Consider the following 21,118-nt stretch of genomic DNA (forward strand, 5'->3'; position numbering starts at 1 on the left):
CTTCTTCAACAACCGCCAGCGACAGGACTAGGGTAGGGCGCACGCCGCCTGATAATAAAAAAAGAGACGCCGGAATGACCGCCATGACCCGTTGTCTTGATCGTCCTGGTTTTATGCCCCGTTTGTCCTCTCATCACCTGATGCGCCCGCGCCTGGTCGAGCCGTTGTTGACGGCCCCTGCGCGGGTCAAATTGCTTTGTGCGCCCGCCGGTAGCGGCAAAAGTGCCTTGTTCGCCGAATGCGCGTTGCAGGCTCCTGCGAGCTGGCAGGTGTACTGGTTGCCCCTGAATGGCGCGACCCTGAGCCCTCTCGATTTTTGCCAGCGCCTGGCCCAAGGCCTGGGCTTGGCCTTTGTCGATGAAGCCACGTTGTTGTTGGACCTCAGTCGCTGGCACACCTCGGCCTGGCTGTTTCTCGATGATTATTGCCGCGCCCCGGCACCTGAACTGGATGCCTTGCTCGATCGTGTATTGGTCGCCAGCAGCCCGGCCCTGACCTGGTGGCTGGGCGCACGGCGACGGCCGATATGCAACTGGCCACGGCTGTTGCTTGATGATGAACTGTGGGAAGGCAGCGCTTCGGAACTGGCCTTTGATCCGGCCGAAGTCCAGCAATTGATTGCCCGCCAACCCGGCAGCGGGCAAAACCTTGGCAAGGTGCTGCAATTCAGTGCCGGTTGGTGCGCCGGGGTACGCATCGCCCTGCTGGATGGGGATGGGCATCCGGAAAGAACGTTACTCGATTACTTGCAACACGAACTCTTCAGCACCTTGGCCCCGGAGTTGGCCGAAGCCTGGCGGGTGTTGGCGCACTTGCCCCGTTTCAATGCGCAGTTGTGCGAGCACCTGTTTGGTTTTGGGGATGGCGCCGACTACCTGCGAGACTTGCAGGCGCTGGGTGCTTTTATCGAACCTTGGGAAGACTCCCCCGACTGGCTGCAAGTTTTCACCCCACTGACGCAACTGCTGCTGGACCAACCGTGGCCGGCCAAGCGCTCCTGGCACCGGCGCGCCTGCCAGTGGTTTACCTTGGGGCAAGATTGGCAGGCGGCGTTCGAGCAGGCGCTGTTGGCCGAAGAATATGAAGTGGCCGTCAGCCTGTTGGGCCATTTCAGTTTTGAAGACCTGTTTCGCCAGCAAAACGCAGTGCTGTTGTTGCGCCTGCATGAGCAGCATGGTGATGAGCTGATGCTGGGCTCGGCGCAATTGGTGGGGTTGGTGACCGCGGCGTTGCTGTTTGCCGGGCGCTTTGACCAGGCGGCGCAATGTATCGACCAGTTGGCGCGTTTTACTCCGCAGCCATCGGCGCAGCTACAGCGTCAACTGTTGGCCCGGTGGCAGGCGCAGTGGGGCTGGTTGTTGCACCTGGGAGGTGAGGCTGCGCAGGCTCGCGAGCACTTTCTCCAAGCCTTGGAGTATTTACCGGACAGTGCATGGACGTCGCGGTTGATGTGCTTGTCGGGGCTGACCCAGCAAGCCTTGCTGCGCGGTGAACTGGACGTGGCCCAGACCCTGAACCGCGAAGCCTTGTGCCTGGCCAGGGCCCATGCCTCGTTACTGTTGGAGGCTTTGCTGGAGCTGGATCATGCGCAGCTGCTGGAACAGCGCGGCGCCCCGTATCGAGCCCAGAGCCTGCTGGAAAATGTCCAGGCGATGCTGCTTGGGCAGCGGCTCAAGGCCGGGCCATTAGTGGGAAGAATCGCTCTGCGTCGGGGGCATCTGGCTTTGCGCCAAGGGCATGACGCCGTGGCCGCCGAATGCTTCGAGGCCGGGCTGGGCATCTGCCTGCACAGTCAGGACAAACGTGTGTTGTACGGCTTTCTTGGTTTGGCGCTGCTGGCCGCCAACCAGGGCGATTATGCCCAGGCGTTTATCCAACTGCGCGACGCCGAACGCCTGATGCAGCAACGGCATGTGCCTGAGACTGTTTATCGAGCGGTATTGCTATTGCTCAGCGGGCATTTCTGGCTACAGCAGGGGCGCGCCGAATTGACCCTGGAAGCCGTCACCCGGGTGCTGCGTCACTACCGTGGGCCGAAAGCGAAGCAGGCGCCGCCGGCCACCCTGGAATTGATCCCGCGCCTGGAATATCTACAGGTGTTGGCCGAAGTGAAGTTGCACCGCGCCGTAGATCCCATCGCCCGGCTGAGGGCCTTGCTGGAGACCACCCGACAGCGTGGCATGCTGTGCCTGGAAGCCGAGCTGCATCTGGTGCTGGGGGAAGTGGCCTGGCAAATAGGTGATCGCCCCTTGGCCCTGCATTCACTTGAAGCCGGATTGGAACTGGCGAGCCGTTGCCAGGTGCAACAGGCCGTTCGCGAGTTGCGTTTGCGTCAGCCGGGGCTGTTGGGTGAGTTGGGGCTGGAGCCTGAGGAGTACCCGGTGTGCGCCGGGAACAATCCCCTCAGCCAGCGGGAGCTGGAAGTGCTGCAGTTGATCGCCCTGGGCAACTCCAACCTGGAAATTGCCGAGCAGTTGTTCATCTCATTGCACACGGTGAAAACCCATGCGCGGCGGATTCACAGCAAGCTGGGAGTGGAACGGCGGACCCAGGCGGTGGCGAAGGCCAAGACATTAGGGTTGATGGCCTGAAACCGGGCACCCTTGCTCAATGCAGGGCTAAGGCTGATACCCCATCCGCCAACTTACCGCCAGACTGGTCGCGAGCAGTTGTTTCGCCGCTGGCCCATCTTCATCGGCGTGGAACAACGACGTCGGCCCCACCACGGTCAACACCGCTGCCACTTGCCCCATTGCGTTGAACACCGGCGCCGACAGTGCGTCCACTCCCGGCATCAGCAGGCCGTGGACAAAATGCAGCCCGCGTTGGCGAATCTGCTCGCAGGAGTCGGCATACGCCTGGTCTTCCTCCAGGGCATGGGCAATACCGGCTTGAATCTCCCGTTCACGTAACTCGACCGTTTCCCTGGCGGGCAAAAAGGCGCTGAACACCAGCCCGGTGGAGGAACTGAGCAGCGGCAGCACCGAGCCCAATTGCGTCACCACGGTCACGGCCCGCACTGCCGGTTCGATATGCACCACCGTGGCGCCCTGATTGCCCCACACGGCGAGGAAGCAGGTTTCATTCAACGCGTCCCGCAGTTCCGCCAGGGGCAGGGCCGCGACTTTCAACACGTCCATGCTGCCCAGTGCGGCCAACCCCACCCGCAAGGCTTCGCGGCCCAGGCCATAGTGATTGGTGGCGGCGTTCTGTTCGGCAAAGCCACTGGCGATCAATGCCTGCAAGTAGCGGTGAACCTTGCTCGCCGGCATCTGCACATGCTCAGCCAGGCGCGACAGCGACGTGGCTGGCGACAACTCGGCCAAGGCCTTGAGGATATCGGTACCGACTTCGGCCGATCGGACTTTCTGTTTACCGGTGTCGGGGGTAGCGCGCGGCTTTTCCATGGAGGGCCTGTATCCGAAAGACGAATGGGCGTCTTTATAGCTTGACGGTCAACACCAATCAAATTACGTTATGCGTAATTGAATTACGATAAAAATAATTTCTACGCAGAGGAAGATCCATGACCCTCAAATATCAATCGGGCTTTGGCAATGAATTTGCCAGCGAAGCTTTGCCAGGCGCACTGCCTGTCGGCCAGAATTCCCCGCAAAAAGCGCCCTACGGGCTGTACACCGAGCTGTTCTCCGGCACGGCCTTCACCATGGTGCGCAGTGAAGCCCGGCGTACCTGGTTGTACCGCATCCAGCCCTCGGCCAATCATCCGGCGTTTATCAAGCTTGAGCGGCAATTGGCTGGTGGACCGCTGGGTGCCGTGACACCTAACCGCCTGCGCTGGAACCCGTTGGATATTCCAAGTGAACCCACCGATTTTATTGACGGCCTGGTGGGCATGGTTGCCAATACGGGCTCGGAAAAACCGGCCGGCATCAGCATTTACAACTACAGTGCCAACCGTTCCATGGACCGGGTGTTTTTCAACGCTGACGGCGAGCTATTGATCGTTCCCGAGCAAGGTCGCCTGCGCATTGCTACTGAGTTGGGCGTGCTGGAAGTCGAACCGTTGGAAATCGTCGTGCTGCCACGCGGGCTGAAGTTTCGCGTCGAACTGCTGGATGCCCAGGCCCGCGGCTACGTCGCGGAAAACCATGGCGCGCCGCTGCGCTTGCCAGACCTGGGGCCGATCGGTAGCAACGGCCTGGCCAACCCGCGGGACTTTCTTGCACCTGTCGCTCATTACGAAGACCTCAAGCAACCCACGACACTGACACAGAAATTCCTCGGTGAGCTGTGGGGCTGCACACTTGATCATTCACCCTTGAACGTAGTGGCTTGGCACGGCAATAACGTGCCGTACAAGTATGACCTGCGCCGTTTCAATACCCTTGGCACCGTGAGCTTCGATCATCCGGACCCGTCGATCTTCACCGTATTGACCTCGCCCACCAGCGTCCATGGCCTGGCTAATCTCGATTTTGTGATTTTCCCGCCACGCTGGATGGTGGCCGAGAACACCTTCCGGCCACCGTGGTTTCATCGCAATTTGATGAACGAATACATGGGCCTGATCCAGGGCACCTACGATGCCAAGGCTGAAGGCTTCCTGCCGGGCGGCGCGTCGCTGCACAGTTGCATGAGCGCTCACGGCCCGGACGGCGAAACCTGCACCAAGGCCATCAATGTTGACCTGGCTCCCCACAAGATCGACAACACCATGGCCTTCATGTTCGAGACCAGCCAGGTATTGCGGCCGACCCGGTACGCCCTGGAATGCACGCAACTGCAAAGTACTTACGACGCTTGCTGGGCCTCGCTGCCCGCGACCTTCAATCCGAATCGGAGATAACCCATGACTCAGTCCACCCCCACCCGCAGTTGGGTATCCTGCGCCAACGGGCATCGCGATTTTGCGCTGCAAAACCTGCCATTGGGCGTATTCAGCATCAACGGCTCGGCGCCGCGCAGTGGCGTGGCGATCGGTGAGCGCATTTTCGACCTGCAAGCGGCCCTGGATTGCTTTGACGGCGAAGCCCGCCGCGCCGTGGAAGCCACCGCTGGCGGCCAATTGAACGCTTTCTTCGAACTGGGCCGTGGCCCTCGAGTGGCCTTGCGTGAACGCTTGCTGGAGCTACTTGCTGAAGGCAGCAACCAACAGGCCAAGCTTGAAGCCCTGGGGGCAAAGGTGTTGCCGTTGGCTACGGATTGCCAGATGCATCTGCCAGCGAAGATCAACGATTACACCGACTTTTATGTGGGCATCGAACACGCACAAAATGTCGGCAAACTGTTCCGTCCCGACAACCCGTTGCTGCCCAACTACAAGTACGTGCCCATCGGTTATCACGGCCGCGCGTCGACGATTCGCCCCTCGGGTACCCAAGTGCGTCGCCCCAAAGGCCAGACGCTGCCGGCGGGCCAGACCGAACCTACCTTCGGCCCATGCGCTCGCCTGGATTACGAATTGGAACTGGGCATCTGGATCGGCCAGGGCAATGCCATGGGCGACTCGATTGCCATTGGCGATGCGGCGGACCACATCGCCGGCTTCTGCCTGCTCAATGACTGGTCGGCGCGGGATATCCAGGCCTGGGAATACCAGCCTCTGGGGCCGTTCCTATCCAAAAGCTTTATCACCAGCGTCTCGCCTTGGGTGGTGACGGCCGAAGCGCTGGAGCCGTTTCGCAAGGCCCAGCCGGCACGCCCCGAAGGCGACCCGCAACCGCTGTCGTATTTGCTCGATACGCGCGACCAGGCAGGTGGTGCCTTCGATATCGAACTGGAAGTATTGCTGACCACTGCGTCGATGCGCGAGCAGAACCTGCCAGCCCATCGCCTGACCCTGAGCAACACCCGCCACATGTACTGGACCGTGGCGCAGATGGTTGCGCATCACAGCGTCAATGGTTGCCAATTACAGGCCGGCGACCTGTTTGGCTCGGGCACTTTATCGGGGCCGCAAGCGGGGCAGTTCGGGAGCCTGCTGGAAATCACCGAGGGCGGTAAAAAGCCGATTGAACTGGCGTCCGGGGAGGTTCGCAAGTTCCTGGAAGACGGTGATGAAATCATCTTGCGGGCCCGTTGCAGCCGCGACGGTTTTGCCTCCATCGGCTTTGGCGAATGCCGAGGCACAGTGGTCGCGGCGCGCTGAGGGCCGGGCCATGGAACTCTATACCTACTACCGCTCGACTTCGTCGTACCGGGTGCGTATCGCGCTCGCACTCAAGGGCCTGGATTTCACGGCGGTGCCGATCAACCTGCTGGTACCCAAAGGCGGTGCCAATCGCCAGCCCGAGTACCTGGCCATCAACCCCCAGGGCCGTGTCCCGACCTTGCGCACCGATGATGGCGAGTTGTTGATTCAATCGCCGGCGATCATCGAGTACCTGGAAGAACGTTATCCGCAGGCTCCGCTGCTTTCCAAGGACTTGGCGACCCGGGCCCATGAGCGGGCGGTGGCGTCGATCATCGGTTGCGATATTCATCCGCTGCACAATTCCAGTACCCAGAACCTGCTCAAGCAGTGGGGTCATGATGAAGCGCAAGTGCTGACGTGGATTGGCCATTGGATCAACCAGGGATTGGCGGCGGTAGAACAGTTGATTGGGGAGAAGGGCTACTGCTTTGGTGATCAGCCGGGAATCGCGGATACCTTCCTCATCCCCCAGTTATATGCAGCAGAGCGGTTCAAGGTGTCGCTGGATGGCTACCCACGAATCCGGCGGGTAGCTGAACTGGCGGCGAAACATCCTGCGTTCATTCAGGCGCATCCGGCCCATCAACCGGATACACCTGCGGCCTAACAAGAGCGGACGCAGAGCGTTTAGGGCGACATTCCCACGCAGCGCTTGGGAACAACAATAATAAAAAATACAGGTACCTTGCGATGCACAATCAGCTTGCCAGCTTTCGCGCAGCACTCGACGCCCGTCCGGTGTCGCGCTACCAGTGGTTGATCCTCCTGTTGTTGGCGTTATTACTGGTCACCGACGGCTATGACGCTCAGGTCCTGGGCTATGTGGTACCGGCGTTGGCCGGGGACTGGGGCCTGGAAAAAGCCGCGTTCGGCCCGGTGTTCAGCGCCAACCTGTTAGGGCTGACCCTCGGTTCCCTGGCGGTGACACCCTTGGCAGACCGTTTTGGTGTACGGCGCATCCTGCTGTGCTGTGTGTTGATCTACGCCAGCCTCACCGTGCTGATGGTGTTCGCCAACTCCCTTGAGTCCCTGATGATCGCGCGGTTTATCTGCGGTATTGGGATGGGCGGTGCCATGCCCAGCGCCATGGCCTTGATGTCGGACTACTCGCCACCCCGCTTACGTACCTTGATGGTGACGTTGGCGGCATGTGGTTTCTCGTTCGGCGGCGCGGCGGGCGGGTTTGTCGCGGCCGGGTTTATCGACAGCTTCGGCTGGCAGGCCGTGTTCCTGGCGGGTGGTGTGGCGCCGCTGCTGCTGTTCCCGTTCCTGGTGTGGCTGCTGCCGGAATCCCTGCCGCGCTTGTTGCGTGACGCGCCGCCCTATGGGCGCTTGCACAAAGTCACGGCGCGCATGCTTCCTGGCTGGCAGCCGCCAGCGGCGAGCGAAGAACAGAATCGCCAGGAGCAGGGCAGCAAGCTGACGGTGGTGGAGCTGTTCCGCCACGGTTATGCCCGCCCGACGCTGCTGATCTGGGCGACTTTTTTTGTCAGCCTGATCCTGCTGTATTTCATGATCAGTTGGCTGCCGTCGCTGTTGCTGGAAAGCGGCCTGGGTATGAACGAGGCCAATCTGGTGACCTCGATGTTTCTGTTTGCCGGAACCCTGGGTGCCATCGGCATGGCCTGGTTTGCCGACCGTCTGAAACACAAAGTACGGCTGCTTGCAGGCGTCCTGGCGGCCGCGGCGCTGTGTACGATTTTGTTGGGGCTCAATCACGATAATCCGCGTTATCTGGTGGCCTGCGTGTTCGCCGCGGGCTTCTGCATCATTGGTGGACAACTGACCCTGAATGCTTTTGCCAGCAACTTCTACCCGGCCCATGTTCGGGCCACGGGTACGGGCTGGGCGCTGGGCGTGGGACGATTTGGCTCGATCCTGGGGCCGCTGTTTGGCAGCATGCTGTTGGCAATGCATGTTCCGGTGCAGCAGATTTTTTTCTTTTGCGCGATTCCGGCGGTGATTGCGGCGCTGTTGATCATTCAGGTGCGCTCGCCCGCTGCACGCAAGCCGGCAGAGCCGTTGTATAGCGATATCCTCAAGGCCTCGACAAAATCGTGAGCGCTCGCGTCAATGCACCACTGAATGGGGGGGCAGATGCCCCAACCGTTCAGTCAGGCGTAGCCGCTGAATCGGGTCCTCGCTGAGCATCAATGCGTGCTGCAGGTCAAAGCGTTCGGCATTCGGGCAGTCCAGGCGCTGGTACAGGCTGGCGCGGGCCAGGTAGTCGGCGGCACTGGCGTTGCCCAGCTCCAATACGCGTTCGGCGTCCACCAGGGCGGCCAGATGCTCGTCGTTGGAGAGGTGCAACTGGCGTAGATTGCGTGACAACCGTTGTAGGATCTCCCGCGGCTCGGCGGTGTGCAGGTGATCGGCTTGAAGCTTGAGGTTGGGCCCGTATTGGCGTTGCAGCAGGTCGCGACAATCATTGGGGTACAGGCGTCGGCCGCCGCAAGGGTCCAGCAGATAATCGGCGCCGGGCACCCGCAACAGGAAGTGCCCCGGAAAGTTGACCCCGACCAGGGGGATTTCCAGCCGCCGCGCCAGTTCCATGGCGATCAGGCCCAGGGCCAGCGGTTGTCCGCGTTTGCGCTGCAGCACTTTGTCCAGCAGGGCGGCGGCGGGGCGCAAGGGTGTGTAATCGTCCTGGGCGAAGCCCAAGTCATTCATTCGCCGCAACAGTGGCTGGCCCAGCTCATCGGATGGCAGCGTGGGCATGCCGAGGCTGATCCGCTGCACCAGCCATTTGAAATCATGCAGGATGGTGTGAGGGTCGACAGCGGGGTCGTGCTCGGCAGCCACCCACAGCGCGGCTTCAAACAGCGCGGGGGGTGAACGTTCCAGACAGGCGAAAAAGGCTTGGCGGGGATTCATTGCGTTCTCCGGCGGATATTTCCGTTGTAGCCTTGCTGAGAACTTTCGTCCAGTTTCTTGGAATTGCCCGCCTCGGTTATGACGCAAAGCCCATAAAACCCCAGGGCTTATTCCCGCGTACTTCGGCAAGTTTTTGCCGTAAGCCTATACTTGGCGACTACAAGAAGTGATTCGGGAGCTCGACGATGTTTGCGCTCATGCACAGCTCACGCCTTGAATCGCTGCACCTGAGCGTCGACCCGGTGACGGGGTTGAAGGCGGTCATTGCCATCCACAGCAGCCACTTGGGCCCCGCCCTGGGTGGTTGCCGTTATTTGGCTTATCCCGATGACGAAAGTGCCATCGCGGATGCTGCGCGCCTGGCCCAGGGCATGAGCTACAAGGCCGCGCTGGCCGGCTTGCCAGTGGGTGGCGGTAACGCGGTGATCATCCGTCCGGCCCATGTGGAAAGCCGCGCTGCGCTGTTCGAAGCCTTTGGTCGCTGCGTCGAGCAACTCGATGGTCGCTATATCACGGCCATTGACAGCGGCACCTCGGTCGCCGACATGGACTGCATCGCCCAGCAAACGCGTTTTGTCACCAGCACCACGGCCGCCGGCGACCCGTCGCCCCATGCCGCCATGGGCGTATTCGCCGGTATCCGCACCACCGCCATGGCCCGCCTGGGCAGCGATAACCTGGAAGGTTTGCGGGTGGCGATCCAGGGCCTGGGCAATGTCGGTTACGCCCTGGCCGAACAACTGCATGCGGCGGGGGCTGAACTGCTGGTCAGCGATATCGACCACGGCAAGGTGCAACTGGCCATGGAGCAACTGGGTGCGCACCCGATTGCCAACGATGCTTTGCTCAGTACGCCTTGCGACATACTGGCGCCTTGCGGCCTGGGTGCCGTGCTCAACCGCCGTAGCGTCGCCCAACTGCGCTGTGCGGCTGTGGCCGGCTCCGCCAGCTCCCAGTTGACCAACCTGCAAGTGGCCGACCAACTGGAAGGGCGGGGCATCCTCTACGCTCCGGACTACGTCATCAATTCTGGTGGGCTTATCTACGTCGCCCTCAAGCACAGCGGCGCGGAGCTGACGACCATCACCGCCCACCTGTCCAATATCGGCACGCGCCTGACCGAGATCTTCGCCCATGCCCAAGCCGAAAAACGCTCGCCGGCGCGGGTGGCGGATGAGTTGGCGGAGCGCTTGTTGTACCGTTAGGCAGGCATTAAAAAGGCCCTGAACCAATGATTCAGGGCCTGTTCAATTCGGGCTTTATTCCGCCGACGGGTTCAGCAACTCGGACAACGCATCCGGTTGGCTCTTGAACGCCTTGGCAAACACATCGCGGTTCTTCGCCATGTAGATCCCGGCTTCCTCCACCTGCTGCTCGCTCAGGGACGGCACGGCTTTTTGCAACACTTCTGCCAGTAACTCAGCGAGTTCAAGCATTTTGTCATGACGGTCAGCTTCGGCTTTATCCATGAACAAACGCTCCAGATCTCGGCTGCTGCGGTATACCACTTCGACGGCCATTCACCACCTCACATGCCTTCACGATAGTTGTCTTTTACGGACACTGTATTTATATACAGCTAAAAGGATAAGCCAATCCACGGGGTTTGGGTAGCCGCTTTTTAATGTAGTTGGAAAATGGCGGTTTGCAGTGCCTCGTATCATCCAGCCATCATCTCACTCCCAGTCCCTGGCCTTTTTTCTGCATGCAGAAAAACCGTCACATCCAACCCGCATCATCCGGTCGAGTCGACCTAAGGAAACATCATCGTGAAAATCAACTGGGCCGAAAAGCTGCGCCAGAATGTGCACCAACTGGCCGAATCCCTGGGCAATCTGTTCGTCGAATCGTTCCACTACCTGGCGTTGTTCGCCATTGGTGCGGTGACGGCCTGGGCGGCGGTGATGGAGTTTTTGGGGATGCTCGAAACGGGGCACATCAAGATCGATGACATCTTGCTGTTGTTCATCTATCTGGAATTGGGGGCGATGGTCGGGATTTACTTCAAGACGAAGGTATACGTTACTAACATTTTTTATTTCGGACGACAAACGACCGAAAGCCCTGCTCATTCTAGGTTTTTGCTTGTATAGGCGAAGCTCAAAGGCTAACCCGTGCCATACGATATCGGCTCGGTAAATTTTTGTTACAGGCTCAACACGGGCTATGCACGCATGATGGCTTTCAGCTATTGCGTAAGGGGGGTTGTTACCGGTAGCCTCGCCGTGCATCCCTTGCCTACGATTAAACTGGGTTGTTCAAATGCGACCCGATTCAGCAATGCTAGAAGCAACAGCCAGTGGTTCCATTGGCTTTACGATGATACCTATGAGTCTATAGGGTGAAACGCAGGCGAGGGATGCATTTTGAAACTAGACTCGACTTTGAGTGTCGATGGACTTGCTAGCTTGTTAGGTACGAGCTATATAAAAATAAAGCATTTTTATTATAAACCAAATACTTCTGCCTATTACTCCACGTTTGAAATAGATAAAAAGAGCGGTGGAAAGCGCAAAATAATGTCGCCTGAAGAAAGGCTGAAAACTTTGCAGCGCCGTTTAAAATTGCTTCTTGAAGGTGTGTATGTTTCCAAAAAACAGGTTAATGCTTTTGTAAAAGATAGGTCCATAGTTACTAACGCCAAAAGCCATACACGTAAAAAGTTTGTACTCAATATTGATTTGGAAGATTTTTTTACTACTATTACATTTGCTCGCGTCAGAGGTTTGCTAATTGCCAAGCCTTACGCTTTACAACCAAGTGTGGCGACTGTAATTGCGCATTTAGCTACCGTGCATGGATTCCTGCCGCAAGGCTCACCTTGCTCTCCTATTTTATCTAATATGGTCTGTAGCTCTATGGACCGACAGCTATTAAGTTTGGCCAAGGCGCATAGGGCAGAATATAGCAGATATGCGGATGATATTAGCTTTTCGTTTTACGACAATCTGCAATTTATTTCGGAAGATATTGTAGAGACAGTCAAGAGCGATGGTTTACATAATCATTATCAATGCCAAACTGGTCAAGCATTGGAGTCGATTATTCTAAGATCGGGATTCAAAATAAATGAGTCTAAAGTTAGGCTGCAAGGTCGATACGAACGCCAGGTAGTTACTGGGCTGGTTGTAAATAAAAAAGTTAATGTTGATAGGCAATATATCCGCAAGACGAGTGCAATGATTCACTCTATTTCAACTGATGGGCTTGCTCTTGCTCGAGAAAAATTTAAGAGTAAAGTAAAAGATTCTTCCGTAATGTTAGATGCGCATCTCCAAGGTCGCTTGCTGTTTATTAAGCAAGTTGTCACCGTGGATAGCGTTGTATATAAACGGCTGGCAAAGAAATTTAATCTTTTGGAGATAGATTACAAGGTTCCTCTGGGTAAATCTAAAAGTGTCCGTGGTCTTGAGTCTAGGCGATATAGTAAGTGGTACGATGAAAGGTGCTGGGTAATAGAATCAGAGTTATCCACTGCTGAAGAGTTTGACTGTTCTCAAGGAACTGGATTCGCAATAAAAGGAGGTTACATAATAACCTGTGCGCATGTAGTCAAGCTGAAAGGGGGCATCGCTAACGATATAAGTTTGTGTCGTGTGTCGAAACGCGGAGAAGTATATAAGGCTTCCGTCATTGTCTGTGACGACAATAGGGATTTGGCTGTTTTAAAAATTGTAGAGCCTGCTTTGGCGATTTTGCCGTACTTTGATATGTCTGAAACCATTGCTGATATTGGCGATGGGGTGGATATTTTAGGATTTCCCAATGATAAACTTGGTGCTACCCATGTAGGGCGCCAAAAAGTATCCGTTCGTAATAAATTTGCTATATCTGCTGTGACGTTTTGCCAAATAGATAAGGAACTTTATTCTGGTAATAGCGGAGGGCCAGCTTTAAATGATGATGGTGACTTGATTGGGGTTGTTACTAGTGGGAATGATGGTGGGGGCTTCAATGACCATAGCCGTTTTGTCTGCATTTCAGAGTTGAAAAAGGTACTCCAGGATTTGGTCGTAGCGGCTAATGAACAAGCTCTTGCATGATTATTATATAATAAAGCAAATTCTGAATACTTTATTTACAAGAGGCAATGATTTTATGACAGATATTAAATGGGCGGAACGGCTGCGCAAGAACCTTCACAGTGGGGCTGATTCAATTGGGAATTTGGTCGTCGAAGCTTTTCATTACTTAGCTCTGTTTGGCATTGCAGCAATTACGGTGTGGGCTGCAATTAGCGCTTTTATTGGAATGCTTGGGCAGGAAAAAATAAGTATTGATGATATATTGCTGCTTTTCATCTACCTAGAACTGTTAGCGATGAGCGGGATTTATTTTAGAACAAATCACATGCCTTTGCGGTTTTTGCTGTATATCGGAGTTACAGCATTGATTAGGCTTTTGATTAGCGACGTCTCTCATCACAACGCGCCAGACCTTGGGATTATCTACGTTTGTGGCGGTGTATTGCTTTTGGCATTTTCCATTCTGGTAGTTAGGTTCTCATCTTCTAAATTTCCATCTGTTAGAGATAAGGTGGATAGTTGAATTTTAAAATGTATGCGAGCTTTAAAAAGGACTTTGCGGAGTGAGTTGTTGAGTTTAGTTACTTGTGTTTATGGGTTTTTAGATGCTTGATTGTGGCAGGCAGTGAAGGTAGAGGTTGAAAATTTAATAGTTATATAAGAGGCCTCAAGGTGGGCGCATATGGAGTGCAATATTGAAAATGGTTAAATTTTCTTTCTTGTCAGGATGCTAATCTGCACAGCATAATTAAGATTGGTTCACTAATAGGGGTTTTCCAATGAGTAATACACCGCTATCAAGCGCTGAACATGGCAAAATTTTGCTATTTATCCTTCTCATGATTCCTACGCTATTTTTCGTGGGGATACTGCCTATTTTGTTCTTGATAATAGGCTTTATCATGCTTCGTAGAAATAAAGACTTTTCATATGTCGATATGGCTGTTCGTGGTGCAGCAATTTACATGTGGATTGGTTTTTTAATTTGCGCTGGTGTCGTTGCGTGGAACGCCATGACTTGGGATAAGTCCAATTCATATCAAAGCCGTTATGCGGCTGAGCTGATGCAGAATTTTTCCATCGTTGCGGCGATTTTTTTTGGTTATAAAGTTGCACTTACAAAGCTTCTTTTTGAACCACTTGCTGCACATAAAGGGTGGGTTGAGCTAAATGGTGTATTTTCTAGTAAAGCTAAGAATAAAGAAGCTGAAATAGATATCATCAAAGGTGAACGCCTGAAATCTTTCTCTGTTGCGGATGAGTTGATAAAGTGGGCGAAGTTGAAAGAGGATGGGCATATCTCCGAGCAGGAATTCAATGACGCTCGCAAGAAGCTTCTGCATAGGGAATGAATAATTCAGCTAGAGCCCGCCTGCCTGGTGGGCTTCTAGGTGTGTTAGCTAAAACACTCTTCAAGGTTGTTATTTTGAATATTTTATTTACGAGTAGTTCGGTTTTTTGGAAAAGTCTTTAGTGTGGGGCGGATTTTCTTAATTTTTTCCAAAATAAGTCAGAGTTTTAAGTGGTTCAGTTTCCGTTCAATCCACTATCCCTAGTTAATAGTCTGCGCTTCCAATGGATTTCTTTGAGCATCATTTCTTCCGTGCCTGTGTGCTTGTCGGCAATTTCTAAAATGCTGAATCTAAAGTTTTCTGCGAAGTTTTCACCACGCGTTTTGTGAAGTTCGCGAATGCGTTTGTTTTCACCGTGTCCATTTTTCGAGTACGTGGCCCATCTATCCCACAATCCTCCTGTGCCAGTGGCAGAGCCCACATAAAGCTGGTGTTCACCATCTGTTCTGTCTGAGACGAGATACACACCTGCCACGCTCGACAGCGCCGTTTGCCAAGATTCGAGACTCTGATTAACAATAATTTTCAGTTCGCGATGGCTAACGTCCACCTCTTTGAATCCGGGGAATTTTCCGACTGTCATTGGTTTTTCAAGAATCGAGGAAACTACCATGCTTTTCAGGCACGTCTCGAGATAGAGATAATTAGCCCGTGGCTTGGTGTAGTCGAGAATCAAGCGTCCATCAAGCTCTGCGAATTCTGGAACTCGGCGGTAGTCGTACAAGTATTCACGATTCTCCTTCACACCCTTCATTTCACAGGCTTTTAGCGAGTCGTAAACGCCAGCTAGCAGCCACCTCTTCGTGCCGGGTAACTCCACCAGTCCTATGACGTACTGACATTCAAAATTCTTACGAGTTTGCCACGATTGCCACTTATCAAAACCACCTTCTAGGTACACATCCATAGGGTGTTCTAACCCATTATGTTGAGCCAAGTGGACTTTAGTATTCTTCGGGGTGAGTGTGGGCAGAAGGCTTGTGAGAAGCTGTATTAGCATTGGAATATGGCCTTGGCAATTTTATGAGCCGCAATCGTCAGTTTTCTTTCACGTAGGGCGCAATGTGTCAAGGATTGAATTAAAGGTCTAGGGTTCAGTTCAGCCTCGTCATCTGACTCCACCTGCCCCGTAGTTTCGGAAAATTAATATGATCGAAAAATACTAAATTTTTTTTGAAAAATTCCCGGCTAAATCGTCAAGACCAACCACATGCCAGTGCGGTTCCTGATCTATGTGGCGATCACCGCACTGACTCGCTTGTTGATCTCCAACGTTTCCCACCACAACCCGCCGGACATCGGCATCATCTACCTGTGCGGTGGGATTCTGCTGCTGGCCTTTGCGATTCTGGTGGTGCGTTATGCGTCGTCGGCGTTTCCGTCGGTGAAGGTCGAAGGCCCGCGTCGCAAGGGCGAAACGAGCCGTGATACAGAGAAGGGCGAGCTCTAAAGCCCGGCGCTCAACGACGGTCGGCTGTCGGGCGACCGTTGCAGGAGTTTGTGGTTGTCGTCGTCGGTCATCAGCGCGAGGATTTCCATGGCGCTGTGGCCGTGCTCGATGGCGATGCCAAATTGCACGCTTTGCACCAGGCGCCTGAGGCGTTGCGGGTCGTTACGTTGCTGGGCGCTGATCATGCGTTTGGCGACCACGCCGTCATCGTTGGAAAGGGTCAGCATGATGCTGCCATCCAGCCGTTGAATGCTCAGGTTGACCCGGTATTGCGGGCTGAAGGTATCGGTGATGACTTGAAAAGGATTGTCCATGGTGCGTTACCGCCTGATAAAAGCATGCAGTCATTGACGACCAGTGTCGGGATTAGTTCGCATTTCCTGACCACCGGCCATTCGCTCGCTGAGGTTTTCACAAGGTCCGTTTGCCTCAAGGTTTGTACAGCAAGGGGCGTGCCGTATAGGACGCCGCCTCGATATTGCGGGGCATAAAAAAGGCGGACTCAGAGGTCCGCCTTTTTGTGGGTGTGCCGTTTCAGGGCATGAACGAAAAAACGATCGCAGACAGCGCAATCAGCCCGACCAACACCACAAACACGTTCGATGCCTGGTTCGAGTACTGGCGCAAGGATGGCACTCGGCGAATGGCATACATCGGCATCAGGAACAGCAGGCAGGCGATGATCGGCCCGCCCAGGGTTTCGATCATGCCCAGGATGCTCGGATTGAACGTGGCCACTGCCCAGCAGGTCAGGACCATGAACAACGCGGTGCAGCGTTCCAGCCAGCGCGCCGACATCGAGCGATTGCGGCTGTGCAGGGATTTGACGATCAGGCCCTGGAAGCCTTCGCTGGCGCCAATGTAATGGCCCAGGAACGATTTGGTGATTGCCACCAGCGCGATCAACGGCGCGGCGTAGGCAATGACCGGGGTCTGGAAGTGATTCGCCAGGTAGGACAGGATCGAGATGTTCTGTTCCTTGGCTGCCGCCAAGTCAGCAGGCGACAAGGCCAGTACGCAACTGAAGCAGAAAAACATCACTGTCAGCACCATCATGCTGTGGGCCATGGCCAGGATGCCGCTGCTTTTGCGTTCGGCCTGGGGACCGTAGACGCGTTTCTGGTCGACGGCGAAGGCAGAGATGATCGGCGAATGGTTGAAGGAAAACACCATCACCGGGATCGCCAGCCACAGGGTCTTGAAGAACAGTGGCAGTGGCATGCCTTCACTGGCAGAGGCAAAGAATGCGCCGTTCCAGTTGGGAATCAGGCTCACGCCCAGCAACAGCAAGGCGGCGACGAATGGATAGACCAGCACACTCATGGCCTTGACGATCACGTTCTGGCCGCAGCGCACGATGGCCATCAGGCCGAGGATCAGCACCAGGGACAGGATCGCCCGGGGCGGCGGGGCCATGTGCAGTTGGTGTTCCATGAAGCTGCCGAGGGTGTTGGTCAGCGCTACGCTGTACACCAGCAGAATCGGGAAAATTGCGAAGAAATACAGGAGGGTGATCAGTTTGCCGGCGCCGATGCCGAAATGTTCTTCCACCACTTCGGTGATGTTGCCGGACTTGCCTGACAACACAAAACGCGTCAGCCCACGGTGGGCGAAGAAAGTCATCGGAAAGGCCAGCAGCGCCAGCACGATCAACGGCCAGAAGCCGCCCACGCCAGCATTGATTGGCAAGAACAAAGTGCCAGCGCCGATGGCCGTGCCGTAGAGGCCGAGCATCCAGGTGGTGTCGTGTTTGTTCCAGCCTTTTGTAACGGTGGTTGACGGCAGGTCTACAGCAGGATTTTCGGCAGCAGGTGTACGTACATCGGTCATCGATATTGCCTCGTTATTGTTTTTGCGCGGGCTCACGTTGGTGCGGTTAGCGAATGCTCCTCAGCATTCCACCCAGCTGACGGCCAGGCCGCCCCGTGAAGTCTCTTTGTATTTGTCGTGCATGTCGGCGCCGGTATCGCGCATGGTGCGGATCACCCGGTCCAGGGAGATGAAGTGTTTGCCGTCGCCGCGCAGGGCCATTTGCGTGGCATTGATGGCTTTGACGGCGGCAATGGCGTTGCGCTCGATGCACGGCACCTGGACCAGGCCGCCCACTGGGTCGCAGGTCAGGCCAAGGTTGTGTTCCAGGCCAATTTCGGCGGCGTTTTCCAGTTGCTCGGGAGTAGCACCGAGAATATCGGCCAGGCCTGCAGCGGCCATGGCACAGGCGGAGCCGACTTCGCCCTGGCAGCCGACCTCTGCGCCGGAGATCGAGGCGTTTTTCTTGCAGAGAATGCCGACGGCCGCCGCTGCCAGAAAGAAATTGACTACGTCATCATCAGACGCATCGGCGTTGAACTTCATGTAGTAGTGCAGCACCGCCGGAATGATTCCCGCCGCGCCATTGGTCGGCGCGGTGACCATGCGCCCACCGGCGGCGTTCTCTTCGTTGACCGCCAGGGCGAACAGGTTGACCCATTCCATGGCCGACAAGGTCGAGGTGATGACATTGGGTTTGCCGATTTCCAACAGGCTGCGGTGCAGTTTCGCTGCTCGCCGTGGCACATCCAGGCCGCCCGGCAAAATGCCCTCATCCCTCAGGCCCTGCTCGACGCATGCACGCATCACCGACCAGATATGCAGCAGGCCGTGACGAATCTCGGCATCGCTGCGCCAGGCCCGCTCGTTGGCCATCATCAGTTCCGAAACCCGCAGGCCGTGCTTGTTACACAGGCTTAACAGCTCGGCGGCGCTGGAAAAGTCGTAAGGCAGTTGTACATCACTGGCTGGCGCAATGCCTGACTCGGCTTCGGCGGCTTCGATGATGAAACCACCGCCCACCGAGTAATAGGTCTGCTCGATCAGCAGGCTGTTTTCCCCATAAGCGTGCAGGGACATGGCGTTGGGATGGTAGGGCAGGCTTTCGTTCAGCAGCAGGAGGTCGCGTTGCCAGTTGAAGGCAATCGGCGCAGAGCCTGCCAGCAGCAATTGCCCGGACTCACGCAACTGCTGGATGCGCGGGCCGATGCTGGTGGGGTCGACGCTGTCTGGCCATTCGCCCATCAAGCCCATGACGCACGCACGGTCAGTGGCATGGCCTACACCTGTGGCGGACAAGGAGCCATACAGGCGGACCTCTACGCGCAGAGTGTCACCCAGCAATTGCTGGTCAACCAGGGCCTGGGCGAAGGTCGCCGCCGCCCGCATCGGGCCGACGGTGTGGGAGCTGGACGGGCCGATACCCACCTTGAATAGATCGAAAACACTGATAGCCATGCTAAAGCCTTACAGGCAATGGAGTAAGAATCGCTGCCATGTTTTGTAGGACAAGCGCAGTTGGCGCGATACTGATCCTCTGGATCTGCCCTGACCAACGAATTATCCTAAGACACCCTTTAGCAGGACTAAACCCTATGAGTCGCCTACTGCATGGCCAGACCTACGTTTGGTTGCACGTGTTTTCCTGCGCCGCACGGCACTTGTCGTTCACCCGTTGCGCCGAAGAGCTGCACATCACGCCGGGTGCGGTCAGCCAACAGATTCGTCAGTTGGAGGAGCGCCTGGGCTTTCGTCTGTTTCATCGACGGGCGCGAGGGGTGGAGTTGAGTGCTGAAGGCCAGCGGTTGGCGATTACCGTGGGTGAGGCTTACGGCAGCATCGATGCCGAGTTGCAGCGCCTGGACGCCGGAATGATCAGTGGTACCTTGCGCCTGCGCTCGATTCCTTCGTTTCTGGGCAAGTGGCTGACCCCGCGCTTGCCCCGTTTGCAGCAGCGCTTTCCGGATATCCAACTGCGCCTGGTGGCTGAAGACAGCAGCGTGGCGCTGCACGAGGGTGACTTTGACCTGGCCATCGACCTCAATGATGGCAGCTACCCCGGTTTGTTATCCACAGCCTTGCTCGATGAGCAGATCTTCCCGGTGTGCGCGCCGAGCTTGCTGCGAGGGCGACCGCCGCTTCATGGTCCTGCAGATTTGGTGCATTTCCCGTTGCTGCACGACATCACAGCTTGGCGTGGGAGTTATGAGTATGCGGAGTGGGAGTTCTACCTGAATGCCATCGGCTATGACGCAGAGGGCGTGCGTCGTGGGCATACGTTCAACCGCAATCACCTGACCATCGAAGCGGCCATTGCCGGCATGGGCGTGGCGATTGCCCGGCGCACCCTGCTCAATGATGAACTGGAACGTGGCACCTTGATCGTACCTTTCGGCCTGGCCGTGCCCAATCACAAGCGTTATGTGTTGCTGTACGCGCCAGGCGCGCTAAGCCATCCGGGCGTGCGAGCGGTGCATGACTGGCTGGTGGAGGAGGCGGTGATCTTCCGCGGATTGCATCCGTTGGGAGAGGGGAAATTGTAAGGGTTTTAGCGCGTAGGAAGGTGTAACTAACTCCCGACGATAACAGCGCTTTCGGTGGTTGTCAGGCTTAATTTGTAATGTGGGATTTATCTTTGCGCAGGGCTTGAATTGTTTCTCGGCCTGCCCAATTGTGTAGACAAGAGGCTATGGTTTTCGCCCCCCTGGCGAATCGGTAATGGCCTCTCGCGAGCTAGCTGAAATAAGGGAAGAACTATGCAAATCCAAGTCAATAGCGATAACCATATTGAAAGCAGCATCCGACTGGAGGAGTGGGTACGTACGACCATTGAAAGCACGCTCGAACGATATGAAGAGGATCTGACCCGCGTTGAAGTTTACCTGCGGGACGAGAACGGCGATAAGCCCGGCCCCCACGATTTAAGTTGCCGACTGGAAGCACGGCCAAAGGGCCATCAACCGGTTTCGGTTTGCCATAAAGCCGATACGCTGGAACAGGCGATCGATGGCGCGGCCACCAAGCTGGAGCATGCGCTGGAGCACTTGTACGGCAAACTGCGTGGCAAGCCGCGCGCCGCTGGCCAGGGCCTGCCGAATACCAAGGCTGACGAGGCTGAGCTTGAAGAGGAATTTTTGGAAAACGAACAAGCTGCGCTTAACGGCTGATAGCTGACAGCTTTTTCAACCCCAACTGAAAACGGGCCTGCAGATGCAGGCCCGTTTTCGTTCCTAGGTTGTAGCCGCTGGCGTAGCCTGCGATCGGCTGCGCAGCAGTCGCCGGGGCCTTGAAATTGCTGAAGGTCCTGCGGCCCTTATCGCAGCCTCGTACCTCGACAGCGGCTACAAAGGCCGATCACCGATCACCGATCACCGATCACCTGTAGCCGCTGGCGCAGCCTGCGATCGGCTGCGCAGCAGTCGTTTGGGTTTTGAAATTGCTGAAGGTCCTT

At 56.1% G+C, this 21,118-nt stretch carries 18 protein-coding genes and 2 pseudogenes; 13 read left to right on the forward strand and 7 right to left on the reverse strand.

All coding sequences use genetic code 11. The annotated features are described in order from the left end of the window. Positions 1-74: 74 nt before the first annotated feature. Positions 75-2,591, forward strand: coding sequence for a LuxR C-terminal-related transcriptional regulator (locus GIR22_RS12825; protein ID WP_154743673.1), 2,517 nt, complete (start codon positions 75-77; stop codon positions 2,589-2,591). Positions 2,592-2,618: 27 nt separating this feature from the next. Here the strand turns inward: GIR22_RS12825 and GIR22_RS12830 are convergent, their stop codons facing one another. Then, positions 2,619-3,407, reverse strand: a complete 789-nt coding sequence (locus GIR22_RS12830) for an IclR family transcriptional regulator (protein ID WP_154743674.1) — start codon at positions 3,405-3,407, stop codon at positions 2,619-2,621. A gap of 119 nt (positions 3,408-3,526) precedes the next feature. Here GIR22_RS12830 and hmgA point away from each other — a divergent pair, with 119 nt between their 5' ends. The 4 genes from hmgA to GIR22_RS12850 all read left to right on the forward strand — a co-directional run bounded on the left by hmgA (position 3,527) and on the right by GIR22_RS12850 (position 8,218). After that, positions 3,527-4,810: a homogentisate 1,2-dioxygenase gene (hmgA, locus tag GIR22_RS12835; protein ID WP_154743675.1), complete on the forward strand. Its 1,284-nt coding sequence runs from the start codon at positions 3,527-3,529 to the stop codon at positions 4,808-4,810. 3 nt (positions 4,811-4,813) lie between these two features. Next, the gene (gene fahA, locus GIR22_RS12840; RefSeq protein WP_154743676.1) at positions 4,814-6,112 is read left to right on the forward strand and encodes a fumarylacetoacetase; all 1,299 of its coding nucleotides are present in this window, start codon (positions 4,814-4,816) and stop codon (positions 6,110-6,112) included. A 10-nt stretch (positions 6,113-6,122) separates the two neighbouring features. After that, on the forward strand, positions 6,123-6,764 hold the full coding sequence (maiA, locus tag GIR22_RS12845) for a maleylacetoacetate isomerase (RefSeq protein WP_154743677.1): 642 nt from the start codon (positions 6,123-6,125) through the stop codon (positions 6,762-6,764). Positions 6,765-6,847: 83 nt separating this feature from the next. Beyond that, positions 6,848-8,218: an MFS transporter gene (locus GIR22_RS12850; RefSeq protein ID WP_154743678.1), complete on the forward strand. Its 1,371-nt coding sequence runs from the start codon at positions 6,848-6,850 to the stop codon at positions 8,216-8,218. Positions 8,219-8,227: 9 nt separating this feature from the next. On the opposite strand, the gene GIR22_RS12855 is transcribed toward GIR22_RS12850, so the two are convergent. Next, a complete protein-coding gene (locus tag GIR22_RS12855) occupies positions 8,228-9,031 on the reverse strand; it encodes a SirB1 family protein (protein ID WP_154743679.1) in 804 nt (267 codons plus the stop codon). Between the two features lie 185 nt (positions 9,032-9,216). Here GIR22_RS12855 and GIR22_RS12860 point away from each other — a divergent pair, with 185 nt between their 5' ends. Next, positions 9,217-10,236, forward strand: a complete 1,020-nt coding sequence (locus GIR22_RS12860) for a Leu/Phe/Val dehydrogenase (protein WP_154743680.1) — start codon at positions 9,217-9,219, stop codon at positions 10,234-10,236. A 54-nt stretch (positions 10,237-10,290) separates the two neighbouring features. Here GIR22_RS12860 and GIR22_RS12865 read toward each other — a convergent pair whose 3' ends face one another. Then, positions 10,291-10,551 (reverse strand): YebG family protein, encoded by a 261-nt coding sequence (locus tag GIR22_RS12865; protein ID WP_154743681.1) that lies wholly within the window; start codon positions 10,549-10,551, stop codon positions 10,291-10,293. Positions 10,552-10,800: 249 nt separating this feature from the next. Between GIR22_RS12865 and GIR22_RS12870 the strand changes: the two are divergent. The 4 genes and pseudogenes from GIR22_RS12870 to GIR22_RS12885 form a co-directional block, all read left to right on the forward strand. Continuing rightward, a pseudogene (locus tag GIR22_RS12870) lies at positions 10,801-11,043 on the forward strand (phosphate-starvation-inducible PsiE family protein); the annotation flags it as partial. Between the two features lie 354 nt (positions 11,044-11,397). Beyond that, positions 11,398-13,074: a trypsin-like peptidase domain-containing protein gene (locus GIR22_RS12875; protein WP_154743682.1), complete on the forward strand. Its 1,677-nt coding sequence runs from the start codon at positions 11,398-11,400 to the stop codon at positions 13,072-13,074. A gap of 55 nt (positions 13,075-13,129) precedes the next feature. Then, positions 13,130-13,579 carry a phosphate-starvation-inducible protein PsiE gene (locus tag GIR22_RS12880; protein WP_153351264.1) on the forward strand — a complete coding sequence of 150 codons (450 nt, stop codon included), beginning with the start codon at positions 13,130-13,132 and terminating at the stop codon, positions 13,577-13,579. Between the two features lie 256 nt (positions 13,580-13,835). Then, the gene (locus GIR22_RS12885) at positions 13,836-14,408 is read left to right on the forward strand and encodes an SHOCT domain-containing protein (RefSeq protein WP_154743683.1); all 573 of its coding nucleotides are present in this window, start codon (positions 13,836-13,838) and stop codon (positions 14,406-14,408) included. Between the two features lie 175 nt (positions 14,409-14,583). Here GIR22_RS12885 and GIR22_RS12890 read toward each other — a convergent pair whose 3' ends face one another. Further along, the gene (locus GIR22_RS12890) at positions 14,584-15,315 is read right to left on the reverse strand and encodes a GIY-YIG nuclease family protein (protein WP_246208286.1); all 732 of its coding nucleotides are present in this window, start codon (positions 15,313-15,315) and stop codon (positions 14,584-14,586) included. Between the two features lie 291 nt (positions 15,316-15,606). Here GIR22_RS12890 and GIR22_RS12895 point away from each other — a divergent pair. Beyond that, positions 15,607-15,858 (forward strand): annotated as a pseudogene (locus GIR22_RS12895) (phosphate-starvation-inducible PsiE family protein); the annotation flags it as partial. On the opposite strand, the gene GIR22_RS12900 reads toward GIR22_RS12895, so the two are convergent. The 3 genes from GIR22_RS12900 to GIR22_RS12910 all read right to left on the reverse strand — a co-directional run bounded on the left by GIR22_RS12900 (position 15,855) and on the right by GIR22_RS12910 (position 19,125). After that, on the reverse strand, positions 15,855-16,172 hold the full coding sequence (locus tag GIR22_RS12900) for a DUF3509 domain-containing protein (RefSeq protein WP_154743686.1): 318 nt from the start codon (positions 16,170-16,172) through the stop codon (positions 15,855-15,857). The pseudogene GIR22_RS12895 and the gene GIR22_RS12900 overlap by 4 nt on opposite strands. Before the next feature lie 220 nt (positions 16,173-16,392). After that, the gene (locus GIR22_RS12905) at positions 16,393-17,688 is read right to left on the reverse strand and encodes a serine/threonine transporter (RefSeq protein ID WP_154743687.1); all 1,296 of its coding nucleotides are present in this window, start codon (positions 17,686-17,688) and stop codon (positions 16,393-16,395) included. 60 nt (positions 17,689-17,748) lie between these two features. Next, positions 17,749-19,125: an L-serine ammonia-lyase gene (locus tag GIR22_RS12910; protein ID WP_154743688.1), complete on the reverse strand. Its 1,377-nt coding sequence runs from the start codon at positions 19,123-19,125 to the stop codon at positions 17,749-17,751. 137 nt (positions 19,126-19,262) lie between these two features. Between GIR22_RS12910 and GIR22_RS12915 the strand changes: the two genes are divergently transcribed. After that, complete coding sequence (locus tag GIR22_RS12915; RefSeq protein ID WP_154743689.1) at positions 19,263-20,210, forward strand: LysR substrate-binding domain-containing protein; 948 nt, start codon at positions 19,263-19,265, stop codon at positions 20,208-20,210. A 213-nt stretch (positions 20,211-20,423) separates the two neighbouring features. Continuing rightward, positions 20,424-20,834, forward strand: a complete 411-nt coding sequence (locus GIR22_RS12920; RefSeq protein ID WP_154743690.1) for an HPF/RaiA family ribosome-associated protein — start codon at positions 20,424-20,426, stop codon at positions 20,832-20,834. Positions 20,835-21,118 lie beyond the last annotated feature (284 nt).

This window comes from Pseudomonas karstica (assembly GCF_009707515.1).
GTDB lineage: Bacteria > Pseudomonadota > Gammaproteobacteria > Pseudomonadales > Pseudomonadaceae > Aquipseudomonas > Aquipseudomonas karstica.

What these genes read in the sequence shown, in the direction of transcription:
- GIR22_RS12825 (WP_154743673.1), top strand. Translation starts at nt 75, where the DNA reads ATGACCGCCATGACCCGTTGTCTTGATCGTCCTGGTTTTATGCCCCGT.
- GIR22_RS12830 (WP_154743674.1), bottom strand. Translation starts at nt 3,407, where the DNA reads ATGGAAAAGCCGCGCGCTACCCCCGACACCGGTAAACAGAAAGTCCGA.
- hmgA (WP_154743675.1), top strand. Translation starts at nt 3,527, where the DNA reads ATGACCCTCAAATATCAATCGGGCTTTGGCAATGAATTTGCCAGCGAA.
- fahA (WP_154743676.1), top strand. Translation starts at nt 4,814, where the DNA reads ATGACTCAGTCCACCCCCACCCGCAGTTGGGTATCCTGCGCCAACGGG.
- maiA (WP_154743677.1), top strand. Translation starts at nt 6,123, where the DNA reads ATGGAACTCTATACCTACTACCGCTCGACTTCGTCGTACCGGGTGCGT.
- GIR22_RS12850 (WP_154743678.1), top strand. Translation starts at nt 6,848, where the DNA reads ATGCACAATCAGCTTGCCAGCTTTCGCGCAGCACTCGACGCCCGTCCG.
- GIR22_RS12855 (WP_154743679.1), bottom strand. Translation starts at nt 9,031, where the DNA reads ATGAATCCCCGCCAAGCCTTTTTCGCCTGTCTGGAACGTTCACCCCCC.
- GIR22_RS12860 (WP_154743680.1), top strand. Translation starts at nt 9,217, where the DNA reads ATGTTTGCGCTCATGCACAGCTCACGCCTTGAATCGCTGCACCTGAGC.
- GIR22_RS12865 (WP_154743681.1), bottom strand. Translation starts at nt 10,551, where the DNA reads ATGGCCGTCGAAGTGGTATACCGCAGCAGCCGAGATCTGGAGCGTTTG.
- GIR22_RS12880 (WP_153351264.1), top strand. Translation starts at nt 13,130, where the DNA reads ATGACAGATATTAAATGGGCGGAACGGCTGCGCAAGAACCTTCACAGT.
- GIR22_RS12885 (WP_154743683.1), top strand. Translation starts at nt 13,836, where the DNA reads ATGAGTAATACACCGCTATCAAGCGCTGAACATGGCAAAATTTTGCTA.
- GIR22_RS12890 (WP_246208286.1), bottom strand. Translation starts at nt 15,315, where the DNA reads ATGGATGTGTACCTAGAAGGTGGTTTTGATAAGTGGCAATCGTGGCAA.
- GIR22_RS12900 (WP_154743686.1), bottom strand. Translation starts at nt 16,172, where the DNA reads ATGGACAATCCTTTTCAAGTCATCACCGATACCTTCAGCCCGCAATAC.
- GIR22_RS12905 (WP_154743687.1), bottom strand. Translation starts at nt 17,688, where the DNA reads ATGACCGATGTACGTACACCTGCTGCCGAAAATCCTGCTGTAGACCTG.
- GIR22_RS12910 (WP_154743688.1), bottom strand. Translation starts at nt 19,125, where the DNA reads ATGGCTATCAGTGTTTTCGATCTATTCAAGGTGGGTATCGGCCCGTCC.
- GIR22_RS12915 (WP_154743689.1), top strand. Translation starts at nt 19,263, where the DNA reads ATGAGTCGCCTACTGCATGGCCAGACCTACGTTTGGTTGCACGTGTTT.
- GIR22_RS12920 (WP_154743690.1), top strand. Translation starts at nt 20,424, where the DNA reads ATGCAAATCCAAGTCAATAGCGATAACCATATTGAAAGCAGCATCCGA.